Source organism: Streptococcus pacificus (assembly GCF_016481305.1).
Classification (GTDB): domain Bacteria; phylum Bacillota; class Bacilli; order Lactobacillales; family Streptococcaceae; genus Streptococcus; species Streptococcus pacificus.
In genome coordinates this window covers 331,665-354,078 of the sequence record NZ_JAENBO010000001.1, presented here as the reverse complement: position 1 = coordinate 354,078, position 22,414 = coordinate 331,665, and the positions used below count along the sequence as shown (strand labels likewise).

Annotated in this window: 16 protein-coding genes and 1 CRISPR repeat array; of the genes, 1 reads left to right on the top strand and 15 read right to left on the bottom strand. The window is 33.9% G+C overall.

Translation table 11 applies throughout. The features are described from left to right. Window positions 1-14: 14 nt before the first annotated feature. From JHK62_RS01560 to JHK62_RS01530, 7 genes are all read right to left on the bottom strand, one after another. Window positions 15-1,373 (bottom strand): UDP-N-acetylmuramoyl-tripeptide--D-alanyl-D-alanine ligase, encoded by a 1,359-nt coding sequence (locus JHK62_RS01560; protein WP_199574923.1) that lies wholly within the window; start codon window positions 1,371-1,373, stop codon window positions 15-17. Between the two features lie 51 nt (window positions 1,374-1,424). Beyond that, window positions 1,425-2,471, bottom strand: a complete 1,047-nt coding sequence (locus JHK62_RS01555; RefSeq protein ID WP_199574922.1) for a D-alanine--D-alanine ligase — start codon at window positions 2,469-2,471, stop codon at window positions 1,425-1,427. 10 nt (window positions 2,472-2,481) lie between these two features. Continuing rightward, the gene (gene recR, locus JHK62_RS01550; protein WP_199575237.1) at window positions 2,482-3,078 is read right to left on the bottom strand and encodes a recombination mediator RecR; all 597 of its coding nucleotides are present in this window, start codon (window positions 3,076-3,078) and stop codon (window positions 2,482-2,484) included. Window positions 3,079-3,092: 14 nt separating this feature from the next. Continuing rightward, complete coding sequence (gene pbp2b / locus JHK62_RS01545) at window positions 3,093-5,171, bottom strand: penicillin-binding protein PBP2B (RefSeq protein WP_199574921.1); 2,079 nt, start codon at window positions 5,169-5,171, stop codon at window positions 3,093-3,095. A 112-nt stretch (window positions 5,172-5,283) separates the two neighbouring features. After that, window positions 5,284-6,048 carry a formate/nitrite transporter family protein gene (locus tag JHK62_RS01540; protein ID WP_199574920.1) on the bottom strand — a complete coding sequence of 255 codons (765 nt, stop codon included), beginning with the start codon at window positions 6,046-6,048 and terminating at the stop codon, window positions 5,284-5,286. A 175-nt stretch (window positions 6,049-6,223) separates the two neighbouring features. After that, the gene (locus JHK62_RS01535) at window positions 6,224-9,814 is read right to left on the bottom strand and encodes an SdrD B-like domain-containing protein (RefSeq protein ID WP_199574919.1); all 3,591 of its coding nucleotides are present in this window, start codon (window positions 9,812-9,814) and stop codon (window positions 6,224-6,226) included. Window positions 9,815-10,037: 223 nt separating this feature from the next. After that, a complete protein-coding gene (locus JHK62_RS01530; RefSeq protein ID WP_199574918.1) occupies window positions 10,038-10,730 on the bottom strand; it encodes a phosphoglycerate mutase in 693 nt (230 codons plus the stop codon). A gap of 170 nt (window positions 10,731-10,900) precedes the next feature. Here JHK62_RS01530 and JHK62_RS01525 point away from each other — a divergent pair, with 170 nt between their 5' ends. Beyond that, window positions 10,901-11,833 carry a dihydroorotate oxidase gene (locus tag JHK62_RS01525; protein WP_199574917.1) on the top strand — a complete coding sequence of 311 codons (933 nt, stop codon included), beginning with the start codon at window positions 10,901-10,903 and terminating at the stop codon, window positions 11,831-11,833. A gap of 71 nt (window positions 11,834-11,904) precedes the next feature. Here JHK62_RS01525 and JHK62_RS01520 read toward each other — a convergent pair whose 3' ends face one another. The 8 genes from JHK62_RS01520 to JHK62_RS01485 form a co-directional block, all read right to left on the bottom strand. Next, window positions 11,905-12,084 (bottom strand): hypothetical protein, encoded by a 180-nt coding sequence (locus JHK62_RS01520; protein WP_199574916.1) that lies wholly within the window; start codon window positions 12,082-12,084, stop codon window positions 11,905-11,907. Continuing rightward, entirely contained in the window at window positions 12,081-14,009 is a 1,929-nt protein-coding gene (locus JHK62_RS01515) for a heavy metal translocating P-type ATPase (protein ID WP_199574915.1), read from the bottom strand. Before JHK62_RS01515 ends, JHK62_RS01520 begins: the two co-directional genes overlap by 4 nt. Window positions 14,010-14,119: 110 nt before the next feature. Further along, complete coding sequence (locus JHK62_RS01510) at window positions 14,120-14,590, bottom strand: Fur family transcriptional regulator (protein ID WP_199574914.1); 471 nt, start codon at window positions 14,588-14,590, stop codon at window positions 14,120-14,122. Between the two features lie 241 nt (window positions 14,591-14,831). Beyond that, a CRISPR array of direct repeats spans window positions 14,832-15,921; the repeat unit is 36 nt; unit sequence GTTTTACAATTACTTAAATCTTGAGAGTACAAAAAC. A 69-nt stretch (window positions 15,922-15,990) separates the two neighbouring features. After that, entirely contained in the window at window positions 15,991-17,034 is a 1,044-nt protein-coding gene (csn2-St, locus tag JHK62_RS01505) for a CRISPR-associated protein Csn2-St (RefSeq protein WP_199574913.1), read from the bottom strand. Further along, the gene (gene cas2 / locus JHK62_RS01500; RefSeq protein ID WP_199574912.1) at window positions 17,031-17,354 is read right to left on the bottom strand and encodes a CRISPR-associated endonuclease Cas2; all 324 of its coding nucleotides are present in this window, start codon (window positions 17,352-17,354) and stop codon (window positions 17,031-17,033) included. The genes csn2-St and cas2 overlap by 4 nt, the downstream gene beginning before the upstream one ends. After that, a complete protein-coding gene (gene cas1, locus JHK62_RS01495) occupies window positions 17,351-18,265 on the bottom strand; it encodes a type II CRISPR-associated endonuclease Cas1 (protein WP_199574911.1) in 915 nt (304 codons plus the stop codon). Before cas1 ends, cas2 begins: the two co-directional genes overlap by 4 nt. Before the next feature lie 171 nt (window positions 18,266-18,436). Further along, window positions 18,437-21,820, bottom strand: coding sequence for a type II CRISPR RNA-guided endonuclease Cas9 (gene cas9 / locus JHK62_RS01490; protein ID WP_199574910.1), 3,384 nt, complete (start codon window positions 21,818-21,820; stop codon window positions 18,437-18,439). Window positions 21,821-21,945: 125 nt separating this feature from the next. Then, window positions 21,946-22,410 carry an 8-oxo-dGTP diphosphatase gene (locus tag JHK62_RS01485; protein WP_199574909.1) on the bottom strand — a complete coding sequence of 155 codons (465 nt, stop codon included), beginning with the start codon at window positions 22,408-22,410 and terminating at the stop codon, window positions 21,946-21,948. Between the last annotated feature and the right edge of the window lie 4 nt (window positions 22,411-22,414).

Sequence of the window (22,414 nt, the reverse complement as noted above, 5' to 3'; positions counted from 1 at the left end):
TTTATTTCTATTACTCACTCAATAGCCTCAATAAGTTTTTCTAAATTCATGGAATGGCTACCTTTTAATAGAATTTGATCTTGAGGTTCTAATCGCTCTTTTACCCTTTCAATCAGTTGAGAAATCTCATCTACTAGGTTATTTTTGCTGAAGAAAACAACTCTTTCTTCTGGAAATTTTTTCAATGCCAATTGGTAAAGTGGGTAAATTTCTTCACCATAAAAATAAACGTCATCTAGCTGATCAGGATTAAGACTGGTAATGATTTTCTCATGCAGTGATTTTGATGCTTCACCAAGTTCTTTCATATCCGCTAGAACTACAATTTTTTTACTGTTTTCTGGCTTCTCAAGACTAGAGAAAGTTTCAAGAATAAGTCGCATAGCTGTAGGATTGGCATTATAGATATCACTTAAAATATCAGCTCCATTTTTTGCTTTTTTCCACTGTGTTCGATTCTTCGTTAGAATAATATTTTTTAAAGCAGACTTGATTTTTACATCTGAAACACCTAGTCTAGATGCAACATAGGCTGCTACCATAGCATTTGTCGCGTTATATTTCCCTGTAACGGGCAAGTAAATCTCTCCATCAATAAAATTAAGTGAAAAGGTGAGGTAATCTTTATATTCTTTTAAGTTATTAACTGCGAGGTCTGTTTCTGGACCAAATTTGATAACTTCCTGATTGTTTGGTAAAAAATCTTCAAGGATTGGATCATTTGGAACAAGTAAGAGTCCTTTTTCTTTCATCCCATCAGCAATTTGAAGCTTTCCTTTTGCGATCTTCTTTCGGCTACCAAAAAAGGCAAGGTGGGCTTCTCCAATCAAGGTGACAACACTAATGTCTGGTTTAGCAATTGTTGATAGCAAATGAATGTCGCCAAGATGATCTTGTCCCATCTCAAGCACCAGTTTTTCAGTGTTATCTGGCATGTGTAGAATGGTGTAAGGAAGACCGATTTCATTATTATAATTTCCTTGCGTTTTATAGGTAGAAAATGTGGTCGAAAGAATGGCAGCAATCATATCTTTTGTGGTCGTTTTTCCATTTGAACCCGTTACAGCAATAACTGACACGGCCATTTTTTCAAGATAATATTTAGCCAGGGTTTGAAAAGCAAGAAGTGTGTCTTCAACCAATAGATGTGGGTAATCAACTTCTTTTTCACTAAAGGTTATGAGGGCACCATTTTCAAAAGCTACTGGAATAAAGTCATGGCCATCACGATTGCCTTTTAAAGGCAAGAAGAGATCGCCTTCTTTGATGAGACGACTATCAAATTCGATAGTATTGATTGGGGTATCTTTCAATTGACTAATATCATTTTTTGCCCCTACAGCTTGGGCAATTTCATGTATCTTTAATTTCATTTATTTCTCCTATTAAAAAAGAGCTAATCAGCTCTTTTATTATAGCATATTTTAAATCAGATGGTCTTCTCGTTTTGCAAACATCTCTTTAGCAAGCAAAACAAGTTCTTTGATCAAATCACTATAGCTAAGTCCCATATTTTCCCAAAGTAGAGGATACATTGACCACTGGGTGAACCCAGGCATAGTATTTAATTCATTAAGATAGATATGACCATCATTTGTTAGAAAGAAATCACAACGAGATAAGCCACAACCTCCAATGGCACGAAAAGCAGTTTCAGCATAGGAACGCATTTTTGTAATGCTAGCGTCATCTAGTTTGGCTGGAATCGCCATCGTAATCTTGTTATCTATGTATTTAGCATCATAATCATAAAAAGCAACGTCTTTAACCACTTCGCCGGGTAGGGTGGATTTCACGTCTTTGTTCCCTAGCAGTCCAACTTCGATTTCTCTAGCAACAACCCCTTGTTCAACCAAAATACGGCTGTCATATTTAAACGCTAACGAAAGGGCCTCTCTTAATTCTTCTTGATTATCGGCTTTTGAAATCCCAACACTTGACCCCATATTAGCAGGTTTTACAAAAACTGGATAGTTCAATTCCGTTTCTATTTGATGTACTTTATCATCAATCACTTCACCTTCAATCACAGAAAGAAAATTAACTTGAGGAATATTAGCTGCCTTTAAAACGTACTTGGTTGTAATTTTATCCATGGCAACACTTGAAGATAAAACATTGGTACCAACATAAGGCATTCTTAGGACTTCTAAAAAGCCTTGGATGGAACCATCCTCACCCATTGGACCATGTAAAACTGGAAAAACAACCGCACCTGGTTCATAAATATCACTAGGTTTTATTTTTTGTGACAACACAATACTGTCATTGGTCATCAGTTTTTCAGATTCGTCAGGTTTTTGATCAAATTCTTGTGTTTTAATAAAGTCACCATCTTGTGTAATAAAGAATGTTTTGACAAAAAATTGATCATAATCAATAGCTCGCATGACACTTTCTGCTGATAATACTGAGACTTCTCTTTCAGCTGAACGTCCACCATATAATAACAACAAAGTTTCCTTTTTCATTAGTCACCCTCTAAATTTCTGTTCGATTTTCAATTGCGCTTAAAAGTGTTACTTCGTCTGCATACTCAATATCACTGCCAACGGCAAGACCTCTTGCCAAACGAGTCACTTTAATACCAGCTGGTTTTAAAACTCGCGATAAATACATAGCCGTTGCTTCACCATCTGCAGTCGCGTTGGTAGCAATAATGACTTCACTGACCTGACTGTCCATCAAACGTGTAATCAAACTTTTAAGATTAATGTCATCTGGTCCTATGCCATTCATGGGAGAAATAAGGCCATGCAAAACATGATAAAGTCCATGATATTCTTGAATTTTTTCCATTGAAGAAATGTCTTTACTTTCTTCAACGACTAGAATCATCGACTGATCTCTGGTTTTATCTTTACAAATATCACAAATCTCGTCATCGGTTAAATTGCCACAAATAGAGCAATAGCTTAGCTCTCTTTTAGCAGCTAGTAAATTTTTGGCAAACTCATTAACATCCTCGTCTGCCATTGAAATGGTATAAAAAGCAAGGCGTGTTGCAGTTTTGATACCAATTCCAGGTAATTTTGTAAAACTATCTATCAACTTAGCGATAGGCGTTGGATAGAGCACGGTAACCATCCTTTCTAATTCATAGGATACAATGAATGATAAAGATTAACTATATCACGAGTAATATCATGGCTCACAGTTCCTGATAAATCCGTTTCATGCGGTAAAACAACTGAAATCGCAATTTGTGGATTATCACTTGGTGCATAGGCCACGACATTTAAGTTTGAAGTATACACAAGTTTACCATCTTTGTCTTTCACATAACTTTCTGCTGTTCCCGTTTTTGCTGAAATACTAACATTGGCCCCTTGACCAATTTTACGACCAGTTGAAAGCGTTGAATTACTGTTGACAACTTGATAAAAACCATCTTGGATAATCGCCATTTCTTCAGGAGAGATGGCAACTGTATTTAAAGACTTTGGTTGAATACTTTCAATTAAATCACCTGATTCGCCATTACTTTCTTGCTGATAAATACCTTCAACAAGATGAGGAGCCAAACGATTTCCACCATTTGCGACTGTTAGTGCATATTGGGCTAATTGCATAGGAGTGTAGTTGTCAAATTGACCAAAGCTTTCTGTTAAGTAATTCGCAACATCAAACTCTGTCGGGATAAAACCTAATGATTCTCCGGGAAGATCAATTCCTGTACTAACTCCTAAGCCATATTGAGCAAAAGACTCACGTAGTTTTGTCATAGCTTCCTCAGTACCATCGGTAGACAGAACCATTCCAGGCACATATTCTTGACCAAGCATCTTAAGAGCCACTTGAACCATATAAGTATTTGAAGAATACTCTAAAGCTTGACTAGCAGTAATTGGAAGTGGTGCTGTGGTAAACCAAGATTTGATAGGCGCTGAGTTGGCCAATTGAATGGCTTGATCAGGAAGGACTTGATTCCCTGCAATGACTTGATGTTCAAAACCAGCCGAAATAGTTGCCCCTTTGACAACAGACCCCGGTGTAAAGACTTCAGTAATTGTTCCCAAGGCATTTTTTTTGACTTCACCTGTTTTAATGTCATGCTGATAACCTGCCATTGAGAGAATACCACCAGTATTAACATCTAAAACAACGGCATAGATACCTTCTGAATTTTGAGTGTTTTGTTGGGCTAATTCGGAATCAAAATAGCGTTTGAGAATATCTTCAACACCTTCTTGAAATTTCAAATCAACAGTTAACTTGAGATTATTACCTTGTTGTCCTTGTGTCTCAATATTATCACTAACAACCTGTCCTTTTTTGTTAACAACAATCTCTCTAGTCGTTCGTTTTCCTTGTAGATAATCTTCATAAGATTTTTCAAGGTAGCTAGTTCCCACACGATCATTAAGTGAGTAGCCTTTTTTGAGATAATCGTCTAACTCTTCTGCTGGTAGCCCAGTTTGTTCTGTTGAGATGGTACCAATAACATCAGACAAAGAATTCTCATTAACAACCCTATCCCAGGTTGATTGGACTGATACTCCAGGTAAATCAGATTGATTACTTGCTATCACAGCGATTTCTTTAGCTGAGATGGGGTCTGTTTTTAAAAAAGAAGTGTTAAATATTGGTGTAGCATTCATTTGTGAAAAAAGAGAAACTACTTTTAATTCTTCATCCGAATAAGCAATATCATCTTCTGAAACAGCATCTACTGCATTATTGTAGGTAACAGACTCAGCCAATTTATTTCCAAAATCATCATATTTTTGGTCATCTGGTAAAGATGCATAAACTTCTTGGTAATTTTCTGTCAAAGCGAGATAATAATCTCTCTTATCTCGTTCTGATACTTTAAGATCTGAAATTGTAACGTAGTTAGATAATTTTTCAGCTGTTTCTCTGATTTCTTGAGCTGTTGAAGTATAATTTCTCGTATAAGCAACCACTTCATTGATATTATTTTTAGCAAGAGGAACGCCTTTAGCATCATAAATTTGTCCCCTTGGATTAGAAGTTGTTACTTTATAAGTTGTTAAGGCAGTGATTTTCGCAGTATAAAACTCCTTATTAATCAACTGCATATCAGCTAAGCGTAAAATCAAAATGGTAAATAAAAAAACAATGATGAAAAAAAGTAGGTTAATGCGGTGAGCAACTACTTTTCCTACTTTAACTCGATTCTTTCTCGTTGGACGTTGATTATCAGCCATACCATACTCTACTTTCTAAAACTCTGACTTTTATTTTATCATAATTTAATAAAAAAAACCTGCTCGTGACAGATTTTTTCTTCATTAATTAACAAGAAATTTTTATCAAATTTTATGACTTTTTACTATAGACAAGATAGTAGAATAAAGAGACAAATATAGCACCACCGACAATATTTCCTAAGTAGACAAAAGTGAAATTGTTTAGAAAATCTCCCCAGCCAGCTGCGCCTTCAAAAATAGCAGCTGGTATAATAAAAGCATTAGCAACGCTATGTTGAAAACCAATTGCCACAAAAGTCATGACTGGAAACCAAATGCCTAGTATTTTACCCATACCATCCTTTGCACCGTAGGACAACCATAAGGCTATTCCTACAAACCAATTACAACCAATACCAGATAAGAAAGCTTGAAAAGGATTGGCTGATAGTTTAGCGTGCGCAACTTCTATCACTTCTTTTTGATAATGGCCCGAAGTGGTTAAACCAACAAGATGACCAAAAACATAAGCCACAAAAATAGCACCAAGAATATTAAAAAGAGTAATGATTAACCAATTGTTTAGAAGGTCCTTGATGGAAATTTTTTTAGCAATAAAAGCAGCAGAAACAGCCATCATATTGCCAGTAATTAACTCACCACCAGCCAAAAGAATAACGATAAGTCCAATCGGAAAAACACTGGCACCAACAAATCCAGCAAAAGCACCAAGATTATCCATACCACTAGCTGCAACTCTCACATATAAGAGATAGCCCAAACTAATCATTGCCCCTCCTATAAAAGCAAGGATAGCTTTTTGCAGAAATGTTTTATGAATTTTATGTGCGCCGATAGTAATAGTCTTCTCTAATATTATTTCTGGGGTTTCCATAATGTCCTCACTTAATAATTAAAATTACTTCTATTATAGCAATATTATTCAAAGATAACAACATTATTCACAATCTTATAGAAAATTTTAGAGAAAGAAAAAAACACTCTAGTATTATGTACTAGAGTGTTTTAATGATTACTGATAGAAAATGAATGTCATTTTCTAGCTATCATTAGTTGGTTTGTTTTCTATAGACATAGAAGCCAAATCCTGAAAGAATCATCATACCAAAGACTACGAGTGTTGTTTCAAGAACACTATTGTCACCAGTTTTTGGAAGAGTATCTTTCTTAGGTGTTTCTTTCTTAGTAGTTGTTGTTAGCTCTTCACTAGTAGTTGTTGGAACCTCTGTTGTCGTTGTTGTTGGTTCTTCAGTAGTGGTTGTTGGAGCCTCTGTTGTAGTCGTTGTTGGTTCTTCAGTTGTGGTTGTTGGAGCCTCTGTTGTAGTCGTTGTTGGCTCTTCAGTAGTGGTTGTTGGAGCCTCTGTTGTAGTCGTTGTTGGCTCAGTTGTCGTTGTTGTTGGTTCTTCAGTTGAACCACTAACAGTTGTTGTAGTTGGCTCTTCTGAAGTTGTCGTTGTTGTCGTAGTAGTTGACGTTGTTGGTTCTTCAGTAGTAGTTGTAGTAGTCGTTGTTGTTGTAGTAGTCGTTGTTGTTGGATCTACTTTCTTAACAAGACCTAAGTCAACTGTCATGTTGTCTGCGTCTTTGATAGTACCAGTTGTTGATGGGTTATTTGAGTTTCCATCAACGTGGTCCGCATCATCTGTCACAGGTGTTACTTCGTAACCGTCTGGAACAGTGAAGTCAACTTTGTAGTTACCATTGTCTAAGTTAGGGAATTCATAGAATCCTTTATCGTCAGTCACAGTTTCCTCAGTTGAACCGTCTTCTTTTGTAAGAACAACTTTAACACCTGCTACTGGTATTTCATTATCATCTTGGTTACCATCTTTGTTTGCGTCAATCCAAACATAGTTTCCTAGTTTGTAGACTTTCTTAACAAGACCTAAGTCAACTGTCATGTTGTCTGCGTCTTTGATAGTACCAGTTGTTGATGGGTTATTTGAGTTTCCATCAACTTGATCTGCATCATCTGTCACAGGTGTTACTTCGTAACCATCTGGAACAGTGAAGTCAACTTTGTAGTTACCATTGTCTAAGTTAGGGAATTCATAGAATCCTTTATCGTCAGTCACAGTTTCCTCAGTTGAACCGTCTTCTTTTGTAAGAACAACTTTAACACCTGCTACTGGTGTTTCATCAGCGTCTTGGTTACCATCTTTGTTTGCGTCAATCCAAACATAGTTTCCTAGTTTGTAGACTTTCTTAACAAGACCTAAGTCAACTGTCATGTTGTCTGCGTCTTTGATAGTACCAGTTGTTGATGGGTTATTTGAGTTTCCATCAACTTGATCAGCATCATCTGTCACAGGTGTTACTTCGTAACCTTCTGGAACAGTGAAGTCAACTTTATAGTCACCATTTGGTAAGTTAGGGAACTCATAGTAACCATCTGCATTTGTTTTGGTTTCTTCAGTTGAACCATCAGCTTTTGTAAGAACAACTTTAACATCTGCTACTGGTGTTTCACCAGCGTCTTGGTTACCGTCTTTATTAGCATCAATCCAAACATAGTTTCCTAGTTTGTAAACAGGTTCTTTGTAACTATTATTAAAAGTAATTTTTTCTGTTGGAGTTACAGTTGCTTCCAATTGGCCTTTGCCATTATCAGTAACAGTAACAGTGATAGGGAATTCTGTTTCATCATAAGTCATTCCTTTTTCATCACCTTTAACTTCACTAACAGTATAGTTAAAGACTCCAACTTTGTTAAATGTTTGTTCATCAAAGGTTACTGTGCCGTCAGCTTTATTTTTAGCTGTATTAATGACTGCGCCAGCTTCTTTCAATTCAAAAGTGAACTCACCTTCTTTAAGATCACGGCCAACTAATTTTTTATCTACCGAAATAGTAACAAGAGCTGGTTTTGATGCATAAGTATTATTGAAAGTTTGTTTTTCAGAAGTAACAGTTGCTACTAATTTACCATCATACTTAGGATCAGTACCTGGGTCAGCAGCTTCTTTAGTAACCTCAATAGTTATTGCCTTTGGAGTTGTGTCATATGTCACACCGCCTAAGTCACCAGCTTTTTCTTCGATAGTATAGTTGTAAGTTCCTTCTTTTGTAAATGCTACATCGGCAAAAACAATATTACCATCTGCAGTATTTTTAGCAGTTGCTAGAACAGTTCCTTTTTCGTCTTTAAGTTCAAATTCAAACTCATCAGCCGCTAAATCACGTCCTGTTAAAGCTTTTGTTGCTTCAATAGAAATGCTTACAGGTAGTGGTTCTTTTTTCTTATTAGTAATTGTACGAATGGCACCTTTATTAGAAACACTAACTTCAATTGGTTCAGTAGAAATATTGTAACCATCTGGAGCAGTCACCTCAGTAATGGTAAACTTACCAGCTTTAACTTCTGCTTCAGTAAAGACTGGCGATTGCACACGTCCGTTTTCAGCATCAGTTGGGTCTAATGTTATCTCAGTTTTGTCTGGTTTAGTAATTTTGAAAATTGCACCTGGTAAAGCTTTACCTGTGTCTTCATCAGTTTTATAAATAGTGATACGATTACCAGTTTCAATACTAATAGTTCCACCAGTTGTTACACGACTATTACGTTCAACTGTTGTTGAAGTTGCAGTTGAATTATCTCTAACAGTGACATCACCTTGATCAGAAGTAACTTTAACAGTATTAGCAACAATTGAACCGTCCGCTGGTGCTGTTGTTGCATAGTCAATCATGTAACGTCTTGTTCCTGGATTGATAATATTAATTTCATATTTAGTATAAGCTGGATTATAAGTAATAGTATAATCAGTACCTTCTACTAACGTTTGTGGATTTGTTAATTGATAACCTTGATTAATTCCATCACCCGCAGTAACCACTAAAAGTTCTGGGATAAACTGCATTGGAGCTCCAGAATCATCTACAGTGTCAGTAATTTTTAATTCGTTATAATTTTTTCCTGAAGCATTAAGACGAATACGCCAAGGATGTTGATAAGTACCAGATTTACCTAAAATAGCAGAATTGTATGGTCGTTCAGTCAAGACACCACTATATTTGGCATAATTTTCAATTCCCAACACTCCAGTATTATCAGAAGTTGATTTTGGAATAACGGAGAGAACAATATCTTTTGTTCCCACATCTTTGATATGTTCAAATGTTTTTGTTGTTGTCGCCAACACCTCAGTCATATTAAACTGAACAAAAAAAGTTCCCTTAACGTTAAGAATCTCAGTGGTCTGTTTTTTATCCTTATATTGTTGTAAATTTTTAAGAGTAATTTTAACAGTTCCACCTTGAGCCGCACCAGCAGGAGTAACTTCGGCAGTACCGATAGCAATACCCGTTTCAGGGTCAGTGATATCAAAAGTACTTGGTTTGATATTAAATGGAGCTGGAATATCAAAGTTAAAGAAATCTCCATCAGCTAAATTGTTATTATATGCTGAAAGATCAAAGTCAGTTGTGAAACGATAACTTGAATCTTTAACAAGCACATACTCGCCTGTCCCTTTTTTCGAGGCCTCCCTTCCGTTTGAGACATCCCAGATGATAATATCTGTAACGACATCGTTTAGTTCTTTTGCTTCAACAGTATTTGCTGAAACAGTAAAGACACCTATAACGGCAATTAGTGCGATTATAGACGACTTTAGAAATGTTTTTATTTTAGAATACATATCTACTTCCTTTCATTTTTTATAGAGGATATTCCATATACAAATATATCATTAATTTTTGTAATATACAAGGATATCTGCTTTATTTTATTTGATTTTTTTATTTTCTTAGTTTTTCTGAAATTCCCTTAAAACATAACATTTAGATAAACATTTTTAAACAATTTTTTTCTATTATAAAAAAGGAGCACCTATGATACTCCTTGATTTTTATTCAAATTATTTATTTTCCAAGATAATATTCATTTTGAACATTAAGTTTTTCATCAAATTCGAAAACAAGTGGAGGGAAGTTAGGAATTTCGACACCCATGATTTCATCATCTGATAATTGTTTGATGTGTTTCACTAGTGCACGAATGGAGTTACCATGCGCCGCTACAAAGACATTTTTACCTTCTTTAAGGGCTGGTGCAATTTTATCTTCCCAGAATGGTAACGCACGTTCTAAAGTCACTTTTAAGTTTTCAGCATCTGGAATAACACTGTCATCTAGCAATGCATAACGACGATCAGTATGTGCTGAATGTTCATCATCTCTAGACATTAATGGTGGTAGTGTATCGTATGAACGACGCCAGATATGAACTTGTTCATCACCAAATTCTTCTGCTGCTTCAGCTTTATTTTTACCAGTTAAGCCACCATAGTGACGTTCATTTAAGCGCCATGATTTTTCAACAGGTAACCATAATTGATCAGCACTTTCAAGTGCCAAGTTAGTTGTTTTGATAGCACGTTTAAGCACTGAAGTAAAAGCGATATCAAATTCAATACCAGCTTCTTTGATTAATTTACCAGCTTCAATTGCTTGTTCAACACCTTTTTCAGAAAGGTCTACATCTGCCCAACCTGTAAAGAGGTTAGCCTTGTTCCATAGTGATTCACCATGACGTGCAAATACTAATTTTGCCATTTAACGTTCTCCTTTTAATTTTGACGATTGTCATTAATTTACCTTTTCTATTTTACAAAAAATTTGTGAAAAAATCTACTAAAAGAAAGAAAAAACTTGAAAACACTATTTACACTTGCCTACATTTCTTCTCACGTGGTACAATAGTAAAAATCAATTTGGAGGTTATTATGACATCTACTGCTACTACTGTTGGAAACTTTCACTTTTCAAACTGTTTGATGAATGCCGCTGGTATTCACTGCTACACTAAAGAAGAACTTGCTGAAATTGATGCATCTATCGCTGGTTCATTTGTAACAAAGACAGGAACTTTGAATGAGCGTGCTGGGAATCCTGAACCGCGTTACTTTGATACCGACTTGGGTTCCATTAATTCAATGGGCCTACCAAATCTTGGTATTGATTATTATTTAGCCTATGTCACTGAACTGGAAAAAAATCCTGACAGCAAACCTCATTTTCTTTCATTAGTTGGTTTATCTCCTGATGAAACACATCTTATTTTAAAAAAAGTACAAGCTAGCGACTATCAAGGGTTAGTAGAACTTAATCTTTCTTGTCCAAATGTTCCAGGAAAACCTCAAATAGCTTACGATTTTGAAGCCACTGAAAAACTTTTGTCAGGAGTCTTCTCTTATTACACTAAACCACTCGGTGTCAAATTGCCTCCTTATTTTGACATTGTTCACTTTGATCAAGCAGCTAACATTTTTAATCAATACCCTCTCGTTTTTGTTAACTGTGTTAATTCTATCGGAAATGGCTTGGTTATCAATGATGAATCGGTTGTCATCAAACCAAAAGATGGTTTTGGTGGCATTGGTGGGGACTATATCAAACCCACTGCCCTAGCTAATGTCCATGCCTTTTATAAACGTCTTAATCCTTCTATCAAAATCATTGGAACCGGTGGTGTTAAGACTGGACGTGATGCTTTTGAACACATCCTTTGTGGTGCCAGCATGGTTCAAATTGGAACTGCTCTTCATCAAGAAGGGATTAGTGTTTTTGAACGAATTACCAATGAATTAAAAGCCATTATGGCAGAAAAAGGCTATGAAAGTATTGAAGATTTCCGTGGCCAATTAAAAACCTTATAAATGATTAAACTCTTTTAAGATCAAGCAAAAACATAAAAAAGCCTTTCAATCAAGAAAGGCTTTTTAAGTATTTAGAAATCAAAATCATCATCGTCTGGCCGTTTCTTTTTAGCAAGTTCTTCTTCAGCTAATCGCTTTTTTGCCGCAGCAATATCTTCCTTGGTTGGCTTGATATTTTTGGTAATCATTATAAAACTAATAATTTTTACAATGGAGAAAACTGCCAACAAACCAACAACAAAATAAATCATACGAACTCTCTTTCAAGTTTTTCTACATTATATCCTTTTAGCTTGAAAGATGCAAGAAAGGGAGTTCTTCTCAACAGACGTAACCCATTTAAGATGACAAGAATAGTACTACCTTCATGACCAACCACTCCAAGAGGAAGGCTTACTAATTGAAGAACATTGGCCAAAATCAAGAAGAAAATAACAGCTAATGCAAAGATAATATTTTCTTTAATAACGGTTTTCATTCTTTTTGATAAAGCAATGGAAAACGGTAGTCTCGTCAAATCGTCCATTATAACACTATCAGCACTTTCAATGGCAATATCACTTCCTGCCCCAATAGCATAACTGACATCTGCTAAAGCAAGTGCTGGCGCATCGTTAATCCCATCACCAACCATGGCAACGCCTTGGTATTTTTCTTTTAGTCTCTCGATCGCTGCTGTTTTATCTTGGGGAAGACAGTTGGCAATCACTTGGTCAATCCCTAGCATATCAGCAATATGCTGAGCTGTTTTTTCATTATCACCAGTTAGCATAACGGTTTTAATTCCCATCTCTTGTAATTGTGAAACCGCTAGACGACTTTCTTGTTTCACCTCGTCAAAGAGAGCATAATAACCCATCAATTCATGATTACGACTAACAAACACTAAAGTTTTGCCTTCTTTTTCAGCCATTTCAATTGGATTTTTCAACTCTTGTGGTAGTTGAGAGATAGCTTCCAAAATAAAGGTTTTTTTACCAATACGCCAGAAATCTCCATGATACGTGGCAATAAAGCCTTTGCCGGTCACGTCTTCTATACTGTCTAATTCAAGTGAATCAAGAGTTTTGGTGTATTCCATCAAGGCAGTAGAGATGGGGTGAGTACTTGTTTCTTCAACTGTTTTCACCACTTGATTGACAAGGATGTTATCAGAAAGCATTTTACTATCAACGACACTTGGTAGTCCTTTCGTCAGTGTTCCTGTTTTATCCATAACGACAACATTGATATCGCCCATGCGGTCAATGATATCACCACCTTTAACGATGAGACCACTTTGGGCTGCCCGACTAATGGCTGATAGCGTAGCCGGCGTTGAGCTAGCTACCAAAGCACAAGGTGAAGCAACGGTCAAAAGAATCATACCACGATAGAAACTATCAATCCATGCCCAGCCAAAGATAAAGTGACTAGCTAGGATAAAAACTGGCACTAAAAGTAAGACTGCCTTAACATAATTGTCTTCTAGACCTTCAATAAAGCTTGCTGTCTTACTTTTATTTTCATGAGCTTCTTCAACTAGACTAACAATCTTAGCAAAAAGGGTATCCTTGTTTTCAACAGTAACAGTCATGCTTATCTGATTGTCTAGATTAATAGTACCACCGATCAACGTATCATTTTCATATTTTTCAACAGAAATAGGTTCCCCAGTCACCATCGATTCATCAACAAGAGCAAAAGTAGTATTGAGTGTTCCATCAATTGGGATGGCTTCGCCTTTTCGAACTTGGACTGCATCACCAATTTTTAGAGAGTCTGTTGCCACTTCTACGATTTGACCATCAGCTGTCATCTTTCTTGCGACATCTGGTGTTAAAGACATTAATGCTGAAATGGCATTCTTACTTTTTTCCATGGCTAATTCTTCCAAGCTATTGGACAAAGAGAAAATAAAGATAAGAATCGCCCCTTCAAGCCAGTAACCAATAAGACCAGCACCAATTGCTGCAAGAAACATGAGAATATCAACATTTAAGTGATGGTTTTCAATCAGGTCTAAAAAACCCTCTTTGGCTGAATCATAACCACCAACAACAAAGGCCATAATTAATATGAGTGTTCCAATGGTTGGTTGATATCTCTGAACAATGAATCCTATAATGATGAGAACTAAACACAGTAAAGTTTTTAACATTTTAGGGTTTTTCTTTAACCAATTGATGACTTTCATGACTGACTCCTTTTTATAACCGTTCTAATTAACTATAATTTAATTATAATCGTTATAAATAAAAAAGTCAAGGTTATTTAGAATAATTCTAAACAAAATAAAAAAGCCTTTCAGCTTTTTTTGTTTTTTAGTTGGCATTCTGGGCAAATACCATAGATTAAAAATTGAGTTTTTGTAATGTTATAGTTGGTTTGATCTGCTGCTTCTTTTTGAATATGCGAGAAATCGATATCCATAAAGTCAGTAATCTTACCACACTGTTCACAGACAACGTTAAGGTGTTTATGTCCCATGAAATCAAAATAGGTCGTATTGTCATTACTTGGTTTAATTTCTGAAACAAATCCTTCTTCGACCAAAAATCTAATATTGTTATAAACAGTCGCTAGACTTAGATTAGGGAATTTAGGCTTTAGATCACGGTAAATCATTTCAGCACTAGGATGATCTAGGGACTGAATCATATAAGAAATAATGGCTTTGCGTGATTCAGTGATACGTACTTTTTTCTCTTTCAAATGCGCAATCACATGATCATAAGCATCATCCAAATTTCTCTCAAGATGTGAGTGTAACTCCATGTCTAATCCTCCTTTATGCTATTATACACTATTAGTATAGGAAAAAACAAGACTTTGACTTGTTGGGGGAGTTGGTAGTCGCTCTTTATCATTTCAAAAATCATTTTTTATGAATATGGAAACTATTAAAGGATGAAAAAAACAGGAGGAAAGTCCTGCTGTTTTTATTATTGTTTAGAATAGTGAGTTTAAATCTTGAGAGCACAAAAACTTGAAATAGCTTTTAATGACTTCCTTGAAAGTTTTACAATTACTTAAATCTTGAGAGTACAAAAACTCTGCTGTCGTTGCCGCTTGACTATTCTGGTTTTACAATTACTTAAATCTTGAGAGTACAAAAACCCTCAAGCGTAATGCTCTTAATGTGTTCTGGTTTTACAATTACTTAAATCTTGAGAGTACAAAAACTTAGGCATGCTTTCTCCTTTCAAATGTGATGTTTTACAATTACTTAAATCTTGAGAGTACAAAAACTTCGTATACAAAACTTGAAAAAGGTAATCTGTTTTACAATTACTTAAATCTTGAGAGTACAAAAACAAATTCATCAAAATAAAGATAACTTAATTAGTTTTACAATTACTTAAATCTTGAGAGTACAAAAACTACGAATTCCTTTTTGGTCATAATCCAGCAGTTTTACAATTACTTAAATCTTGAGAGTACAAAAACACATATTTCTGTCCATCTTTTACGATTTGAGTTTTACAATTACTTAAATCTTGAGAGTACAAAAACGTCAGTGTCGTCCGTAATGGTAGTTATCCAGTTTTACAATTACTTAAATCTTGAGAGTACAAAAACCAATTTCAACTACAGGAAATGTGATTTCAGGTTTTACAATTACTTAAATCTTGAGAGTACAAAAACTAGATCAAAGAGATGGAGAATTCGTTCCAGGTTTTACAATTACTTAAATCTTGAGAGTACAAAAACCACTAGCAGATACTTCAAACTCTCTTCTAGTTTTACAATTACTTAAATCTTGAGAGTACAAAAACTTGATGATCTAAAACAAGCAGACTTATCAAGTTTTACAATTACTTAAATCTTGAGAGTACAAAAACCTTGGCGCTATCTAGTAAGTCGATAGCGTTGTTTTACAATTACTTAAATCTTGAGAGTACAAAAACCTTCTCGCATTTTCTCAAAATCTAGCCTAGGTTTTACAATTACTTAAATCTTGAGAGTACAAAAACTAGGCGAAGACAATCTGACCGACTACGTGTGTTTTACAATTACTTAAATCTTGAGAGTACAAAAACCCATCACCAATAAGGATTGCACGAGCAATTGTTTTACAATTACTTAAATCTTGAGAGTACAAAAACCTCAAATAACGTCTTATTTAGTTTTTCCTCTCAACCCTATTATAAAAAGTTTCTTCTAAACTGTCAATTTTAAGAAAATAAATATGCTAATTCCATCTTTGACGGCATCATTTGATTTATTTTAGGTGTTGAATAATGATAAAGCTGATTGATTATCTTCAAAGATATTAGATCTTGAAAAGCCATTGACTCAATTATTTCCTTAGAAGAAAACAAGTTATCACCAATTCTTGCTAAAGAATGTAAAAATTCATTTTGTGACATGGGATAATTAGTAGGATAGTTTCTTTTATATCGTTCATACATAAAGTCTGCTTCAAAAAAATTTTCAATCGCATCGGCAACCACAACAACCGACTCTAAATATTTGGGATCCATATCGGTATAAGCACTACTACTAGGAAATAATATCACTTTAAAATATGGGAATTTTTGACACATTCTTTTTATTTGTTGACAAATTTCTTGATAATTTCTAAAAGATACTTTAGAATCTACCCCTTGACATATCAATAGTAACTTACCCGTTTTAAAAGATAAATAAGATTCTAACATATCAAAAAATAGTTGGTAGCTTAAATCATTGTTAAGCATCTCATAAGAAATAGATAAATTTTCAAATAGATAGGTTGGTAATAAATATTTTGAAATAATGTGCTGTGAGGTCAAATCAATATTATCTACCCCATAGACTAAATGATTATTTTTTATATTCATTTTTTGATTTAATAGTGTGGCAATCCGAGTCAATGAATGATTTATTTTTTCCAATTCTGACATAAAATCAACATTCTCACTAATTTCTTTTAGATACTCATATGCTAGACTTCCCTTTTTATATGACATTTGTTCTATTAAATCACCACTGTATTGTAGAGAAATAAGATGATAGTCAGAACGAGATAACAAAACATCACCTTCTCTTATCTCGGGTTCTTTTTGTTGAAATAAAGATAAATCAATTTCGCTGTATTTTTTTCCTGTAAAATACCAATTGATTGAACGAAATATATAATCTTTTATTTCCTTATTATTCCCAACAATTTGTGTGAACGATCCTGAATTAAAAGTAATATATTCATTAACTGGATGAGATATTTTTATCTGCTTCATATAATCACCATCTTTTTATCACTAATTATTTCTTCTTGACGAGTCTTTGTTCCAATAATTAAAGTCATTTCAGAAAATTGCTTTTCCGTAACTGATAGTAATCTAACATTTCCATTGAGAAGCAGTATATTGCTCAATTTTTTCTTATACTTATTAGCAAAACTTCTATTTGGACATGTTCTATAATAGACTGAAAATTGTAGCATTTCAAAACCATTTGAAATTAGTTCTTTTCTAAAATTTCTGTAAACTCTTTTTTCTTGATTTGTTTCCATTGGTAAATCAAAAAAACACAATAATCTCATAGCTTCATACCTCATAAGTCACTCCATTCCAAACTTGATACTACAGGGCAGTGAAATTTACTAATATCTCCTTTTTCTATAGCACTAATAAAACCTCGAACATAACGATCCATTGCAGTAGATACGCTACATTTTTCTTTCCCGTATTTAATTTTAGCATTTAGTAAATTGATTAATTGCAAGCGATGATGATAGGTTAGGTATTCTGCCTCTTGCAAATGATGATAAACCCAAAAATCAACACACTGCCTAAAAGGTTCAACTAGATCATCAACAAGATTAAACTGATTGTATTCATTTTTATGAAAAATACCAATCAAAGGTAACAAGCCATACCCAACAACTATTCTAGCCATCTGTGCTCTCAAAATGGTATAACCATAATTTAAGCCTGCATTAATAACATCTCCTTCTTTTTGAGTTTTTCGTGTAAAGTTTTTGCCAAAAAGCTCATTAAAATAAACTTTTGCAGCATGTCCTTCTCGATTACTCTTATCACCCGGCTCTATCTCTTCTTTGTAATTTGCCAATAGTTGAATAGCCTTAATATCTTTTTCTAATGTACTGAGTAGGTCTTGCTGATTATTGATTTTAAAATGGATAATCACTCGCCACAAAGCATCCTTTTCAGTCTCTGTCCAAGCAATTTGTTTTCTAGCTTTTTTACTGGCTCTAAAATGACCATGATATGCCATATAAAACCCAGTAGGTAAAAAATTTGTATCACAAACAATTAAAGCAATATTGTACTTACTCAATGCACTTAACAATCTAAGTGTTACAACTGTTTCCCCACCTTCAGCAACAATGACAGAAATATCACTAAGAGGAATTATAAATTCCTCGCCACCTTTTTGAATCACTAGATTATCTAGTTTTAGTTTCATTTTTTGGCTATCTTTCACATGTACTACTCGCCACGACATTTTTATCCCTCTTTTCTACAACGAAAAACACCCCGCAAAGCAGGGTGTTTGATTTCGGCACAAAGCCTTATCTTTGTAGGCTCGGCAAGATTTAAGTAATTGTGTAAGACGTCTCTTACACAATTATTTTACCTCTTTGCACCCTTTTTTTCAAGTATTTTTGATAAATTTTTAAAATTTTAATTTCAACTCCTCTTTCTTAATATAAAAAAGATTGCCTAAAACATCTGTTTTAACTTTATACAATGATAAATTAGGTTTAGCTAACGATTTTATCATTCTACCATTTTTATCAGCATTTCCTAAAATAGATAATATTGGTTCATTCTTTTGGCCTTGAGAACTTCCATAAGGTTTTAATTCTACATAGTTTTTGGTGTTTGGAAGAGTCCTTGATAAAAATCTAACTAGCATTTCTTCACTGGTTTTACTATCTTTCAACAACAATAAATCATTTTTGTAAAGCGTAAATTTGAATTCAGCAATTTCAGCAATCCCTTCTTGTTTTTTAATTTGATGATATTTCTCAACTGAAATACCGTAATTTGTTTTATCATAACTTAAATCAGAGTATCGTATTCCCATCAATTGATAAGTCATTGTCTCTGGATTAAAATAAACATCTGTACGCCATGGATTTAAAGATTGAAGGACAACTTTGTTTCTACTATTTTCAGGTGTTATGTCAATATGACTCCCTAATTTTGTATCATAGTATTTCAATTGTTTAATTTCTGGTCCATTTCCTTTTTTAGACCATTTTCTCATTAATCCGTTTTCTTTACGATATTCTTCAAACGGATTACATTTAATTTTTCTGCCATTCTCATCCATTTTACTATCAGGATAGTCTGTTAAAATGACTTCAATTACTTTTTCAAATGTTTTTGGATCTTTTTGATACATTAAGAATTTACTTTTATCTTTATTATACTGTTTAATAAACTTATCATAGCCTTCTAGACTATAAATATCCTTAATTTTACCTAGAACATAATCTTCTTCTTTTTTATCTTTACCAATTTTTGCTTTTCTTGTCCCATAAATAGTCGCATCCGAAACTTTTCGATTCACTTTTGAATCTACTTGATAAGAGAATAAAATAGATTCCCACAATTCTTTGCTATTTAAAGTATCTGTAAATTTTTTAAAAGGTGGTTGGAAAACAAGTTCTTTATATTCTTTGTTATCAATTGAAATAATCTCACCAGTTTCTAAGTCAACAAATTGACTATCTGATTCATCAAATAAACGGTCATTCATCTTTTTCCAAAGCTTCAAATTTGCAGACGCTGCAATAATAAGGGCATCTATAGCATGGTGGTGATAGGTATCTCTATTTTTTTCTTCAACTTGCCATTGATAGCGTAAATGAGCTGTAAATTTTCCTCTAACAACTGCTATTTTGGTTTCTTTTTTTAGGCGCTTAAATTCATCTTGTAAAGTATTCAAAACAACACGTGAAGCATATCTGGTATCCACAAGGTTTCTGGCGATAAATTTTTTCTTTACTTCTATTTTATTGATATCTTCTTCTGTTAATAAATAATTTAATTTGGTTTTTCCAATTCTTTTTAAACTTAAAACATATTTTTTAAACTCTGAGTAAGACCAAGCATTTTTCATTTCTCGAATAGCTTGGAGTGGTGTCCTTTGTCCTTTTTCTTGATTAGATAAGGCCGTTACAAGTACTTTATTTGAAATACTATCATCAAATGATAATGACAGTGGTAAAACATGGTCAATCTCATAATTTTGACGATTATCAATCAAATCCTGTATATTTATCTTCCGACCAGTGTACAAACACCTTCCTTCTTGTTGATACCAAAGACGAATTCTAAGGTTTAAATCTTTATAATTATTATAGACATGATGAGGTAATCTATCCTTGCCATTATAAAGAAGCGCAGCTTCTTGAAGAGCAGAGTCTTTTTCTTTTTTATTTTTATCCTGATTTGCTTTAATTTTCTTTCGCGCTTCTTCTTCATTTTTATCTCTAGGCATTTCAATAACAATTTTATCAAACTCACCATATTTTTTAATTGCTAAATTGATGATTTTTACTGTTTGTCTAACAGACTTAGCAACTACTGGATTATAGATTTCATCAGTTACTATCTCCTCATCAATATATTTAGTTTTTTGACTTCTATTCATCAGTTTTGATTTCATAGAGACATACTTATTATCTGATAAAATGCTCATTTGTTCTTTATCAGTAGCATATAATTCAGGTATTATTTCCTTCATCAATTCAATTGAAAAACTGTGCCATCCTTTTCCAAAAAGAGTACTATTTGTTTTTCTGAGTTGAACCAATTCAGTAGTTTGGCTGTCATTCCAAGAGGGTAACTCATTTTTATTTATAGCCATTTTAATAGCTTGCTCTATTGCTTCTTTATCAGTATTAATAGTTAAAATATGAGCTAATGTGTCAATTTCGTCTCTTGTAAGTTCTGAAAAATCAACTGTTTCTAGCCCTTTTTTCATTTTTTTATATGCTTCAAAAGTTGAAATTTCTGGATTATCTTTTGCATCTCTTCTAAAGCCTTTTATATCACTTAAATCACATGATAGTGATTGACATATAAATTTCAAAAGTTGCTTAACAGTGGCACCTTTATCTCTTGCAAAAGTTACTATTTCTTCTTTTTGGTTTTGACTTAATTTTCCTGTCTCTGTCGGATAAGTTAAATTATTTAAATCATTTAATAAATTATATTCCTGTGCTGTATAAGATGCTTTTGCTGCTCTAACTTTTCCAGTATAAGCACAAGTTCCGATTAGAATTTCAAAAATATTATCCCATGTGTCACCATTTGTTCGATAAATACCATAATCAGTTCTTGATGATTCATTTCCGGGACCGATATAATATTTTCTTTTCACAGTTAAAATCTCAATAAATTCTTCAACGAATTGATTAGTTATGTTATCATGCCATTTTTGTTGCGTTTCTAAAAGTTGTTGTGCCTCTTTTTTGTAATCTGAGGTTGAAAACACATTTATAAAATGTTCTTTTTCATTATTTTCATTATAAACAATGAAATTGCCTCTTAATTGTCCATAGTTATTCAGACGCTCTAACTGAATTTCTCCAGGTGTTTTAGTTTTAAGCAGTTTTCTATTTTCCTCAATAGATTTTTTATATTCTGAAGAACTATTTCCTCCATCTTCTTCAGCATCATCTAAATAACTGATACCTCTATGCTTTAACATATTTAAAAGAGCATAGTACAACTCATCAATTGTTAATTTTTCTGCCAAACCTTTCACACGCGCTTCATAGGGATTAACATCAGAATGAGAAAATGAAACATTTTGAATTAATTGATATTTGTCAAACAAATATTTCAATCGTTTCACTCTATGTTGTTTGCGTCTGAGCAACCTTCTTGCTTGTCTTGCTGAACGTCTATCTTTATTGTTGTCAGCATTTGCTGAAGGAAATATTCTTGAACTGGAATGCAATATTTTCCCAGTTTTACTATCAATAATCCCCACTCCAACTGAAGCAACCCCAATATCTAATCCTAAAACTTTCCCATTCACTTAACGTATTCCTCCTGTTTTTAATTATATTTATAATATATTATATAAAATTTCTTTAATTATTAAAAGCGATTTCATACTTCAAACTAATAAAAACTAGTGGTCTTTTAGCCACTAGTTTTTGCTTAGTATAATTCATTTTGCCACTTATCATTATCTGTCGGTCGATAGAAAAATTCTGACAGGCAATCATCTTCAAATACCTTGAGTAATTCTAATAAATCAAAGGCCAGGTCCATATTATGAAGTTCTGTTTTCTTTACCCATTTGACTTCACCTTCGTCTGAGGATTGTAGTTTTCCTTCGTATTGATTGGTACGGTAGAGAAAAACTAGGTAACGGATACCTTCTTGATTGTACCAATGTTTCATCCCAACTAGTTTAGGTTGCTTAATCGTTAATCCTGTTTCTTCTAACACTTCTCTTACGACAGCATCGTGGAGACTCTCTTTTTCTTCAATATGTCCTCCTGGAAAAGCGACACCAGACCAGCGATACATTTCCGGTTTTCTTATCTGCACAAGTACATTTCCTTTATTATCCTCTATTAAACACATATTTGTTAAAATGACTTCTTGACTACGTGGCATAAAT

Bases quoted from the DNA above. Each gene is read 5' to 3' on its own strand.
- JHK62_RS01560 (WP_199574923.1), bottom strand. From the start codon at position 1,373: ATGAAATTAAAGATACATGAAATTGCCCAAGCTGTAGGGGCAAAAAAT.
- JHK62_RS01555 (WP_199574922.1), bottom strand. From the start codon at position 2,471: ATGAAAAAGGAAACTTTGTTGTTATTATATGGTGGACGTTCAGCTGAA.
- pbp2b (WP_199574921.1), bottom strand. From the start codon at position 5,171: ATGGCTGATAATCAACGTCCAACGAGAAAGAATCGAGTTAAAGTAGGA.
- JHK62_RS01540 (WP_199574920.1), bottom strand. From the start codon at position 6,048: ATGGAAACCCCAGAAATAATATTAGAGAAGACTATTACTATCGGCGCA.
- JHK62_RS01535 (WP_199574919.1), bottom strand. From the start codon at position 9,814: ATGTATTCTAAAATAAAAACATTTCTAAAGTCGTCTATAATCGCACTA.
- JHK62_RS01530 (WP_199574918.1), bottom strand. From the start codon at position 10,730: ATGGCAAAATTAGTATTTGCACGTCATGGTGAATCACTATGGAACAAG.
- JHK62_RS01525 (WP_199574917.1), top strand. From the start codon at position 10,901: ATGACATCTACTGCTACTACTGTTGGAAACTTTCACTTTTCAAACTGT.
- JHK62_RS01520 (WP_199574916.1), bottom strand. From the start codon at position 12,084: ATGATTTATTTTGTTGTTGGTTTGTTGGCAGTTTTCTCCATTGTAAAA.
- JHK62_RS01515 (WP_199574915.1), bottom strand. From the start codon at position 14,009: ATGAAAGTCATCAATTGGTTAAAGAAAAACCCTAAAATGTTAAAAACT.
- JHK62_RS01510 (WP_199574914.1), bottom strand. From the start codon at position 14,590: ATGGAGTTACACTCACATCTTGAGAGAAATTTGGATGATGCTTATGAT.
- csn2-St (WP_199574913.1), bottom strand. From the start codon at position 17,034: ATGAAGCAGATAAAAATATCTCATCCAGTTAATGAATATATTACTTTT.
- cas2 (WP_199574912.1), bottom strand. From the start codon at position 17,354: ATGAGGTATGAAGCTATGAGATTATTGTGTTTTTTTGATTTACCAATG.
- cas1 (WP_199574911.1), bottom strand. From the start codon at position 18,265: ATGTCGTGGCGAGTAGTACATGTGAAAGATAGCCAAAAAATGAAACTA.
- JHK62_RS01485 (WP_199574909.1), bottom strand. From the start codon at position 22,410: ATGCCACGTAGTCAAGAAGTCATTTTAACAAATATGTGTTTAATAGAG.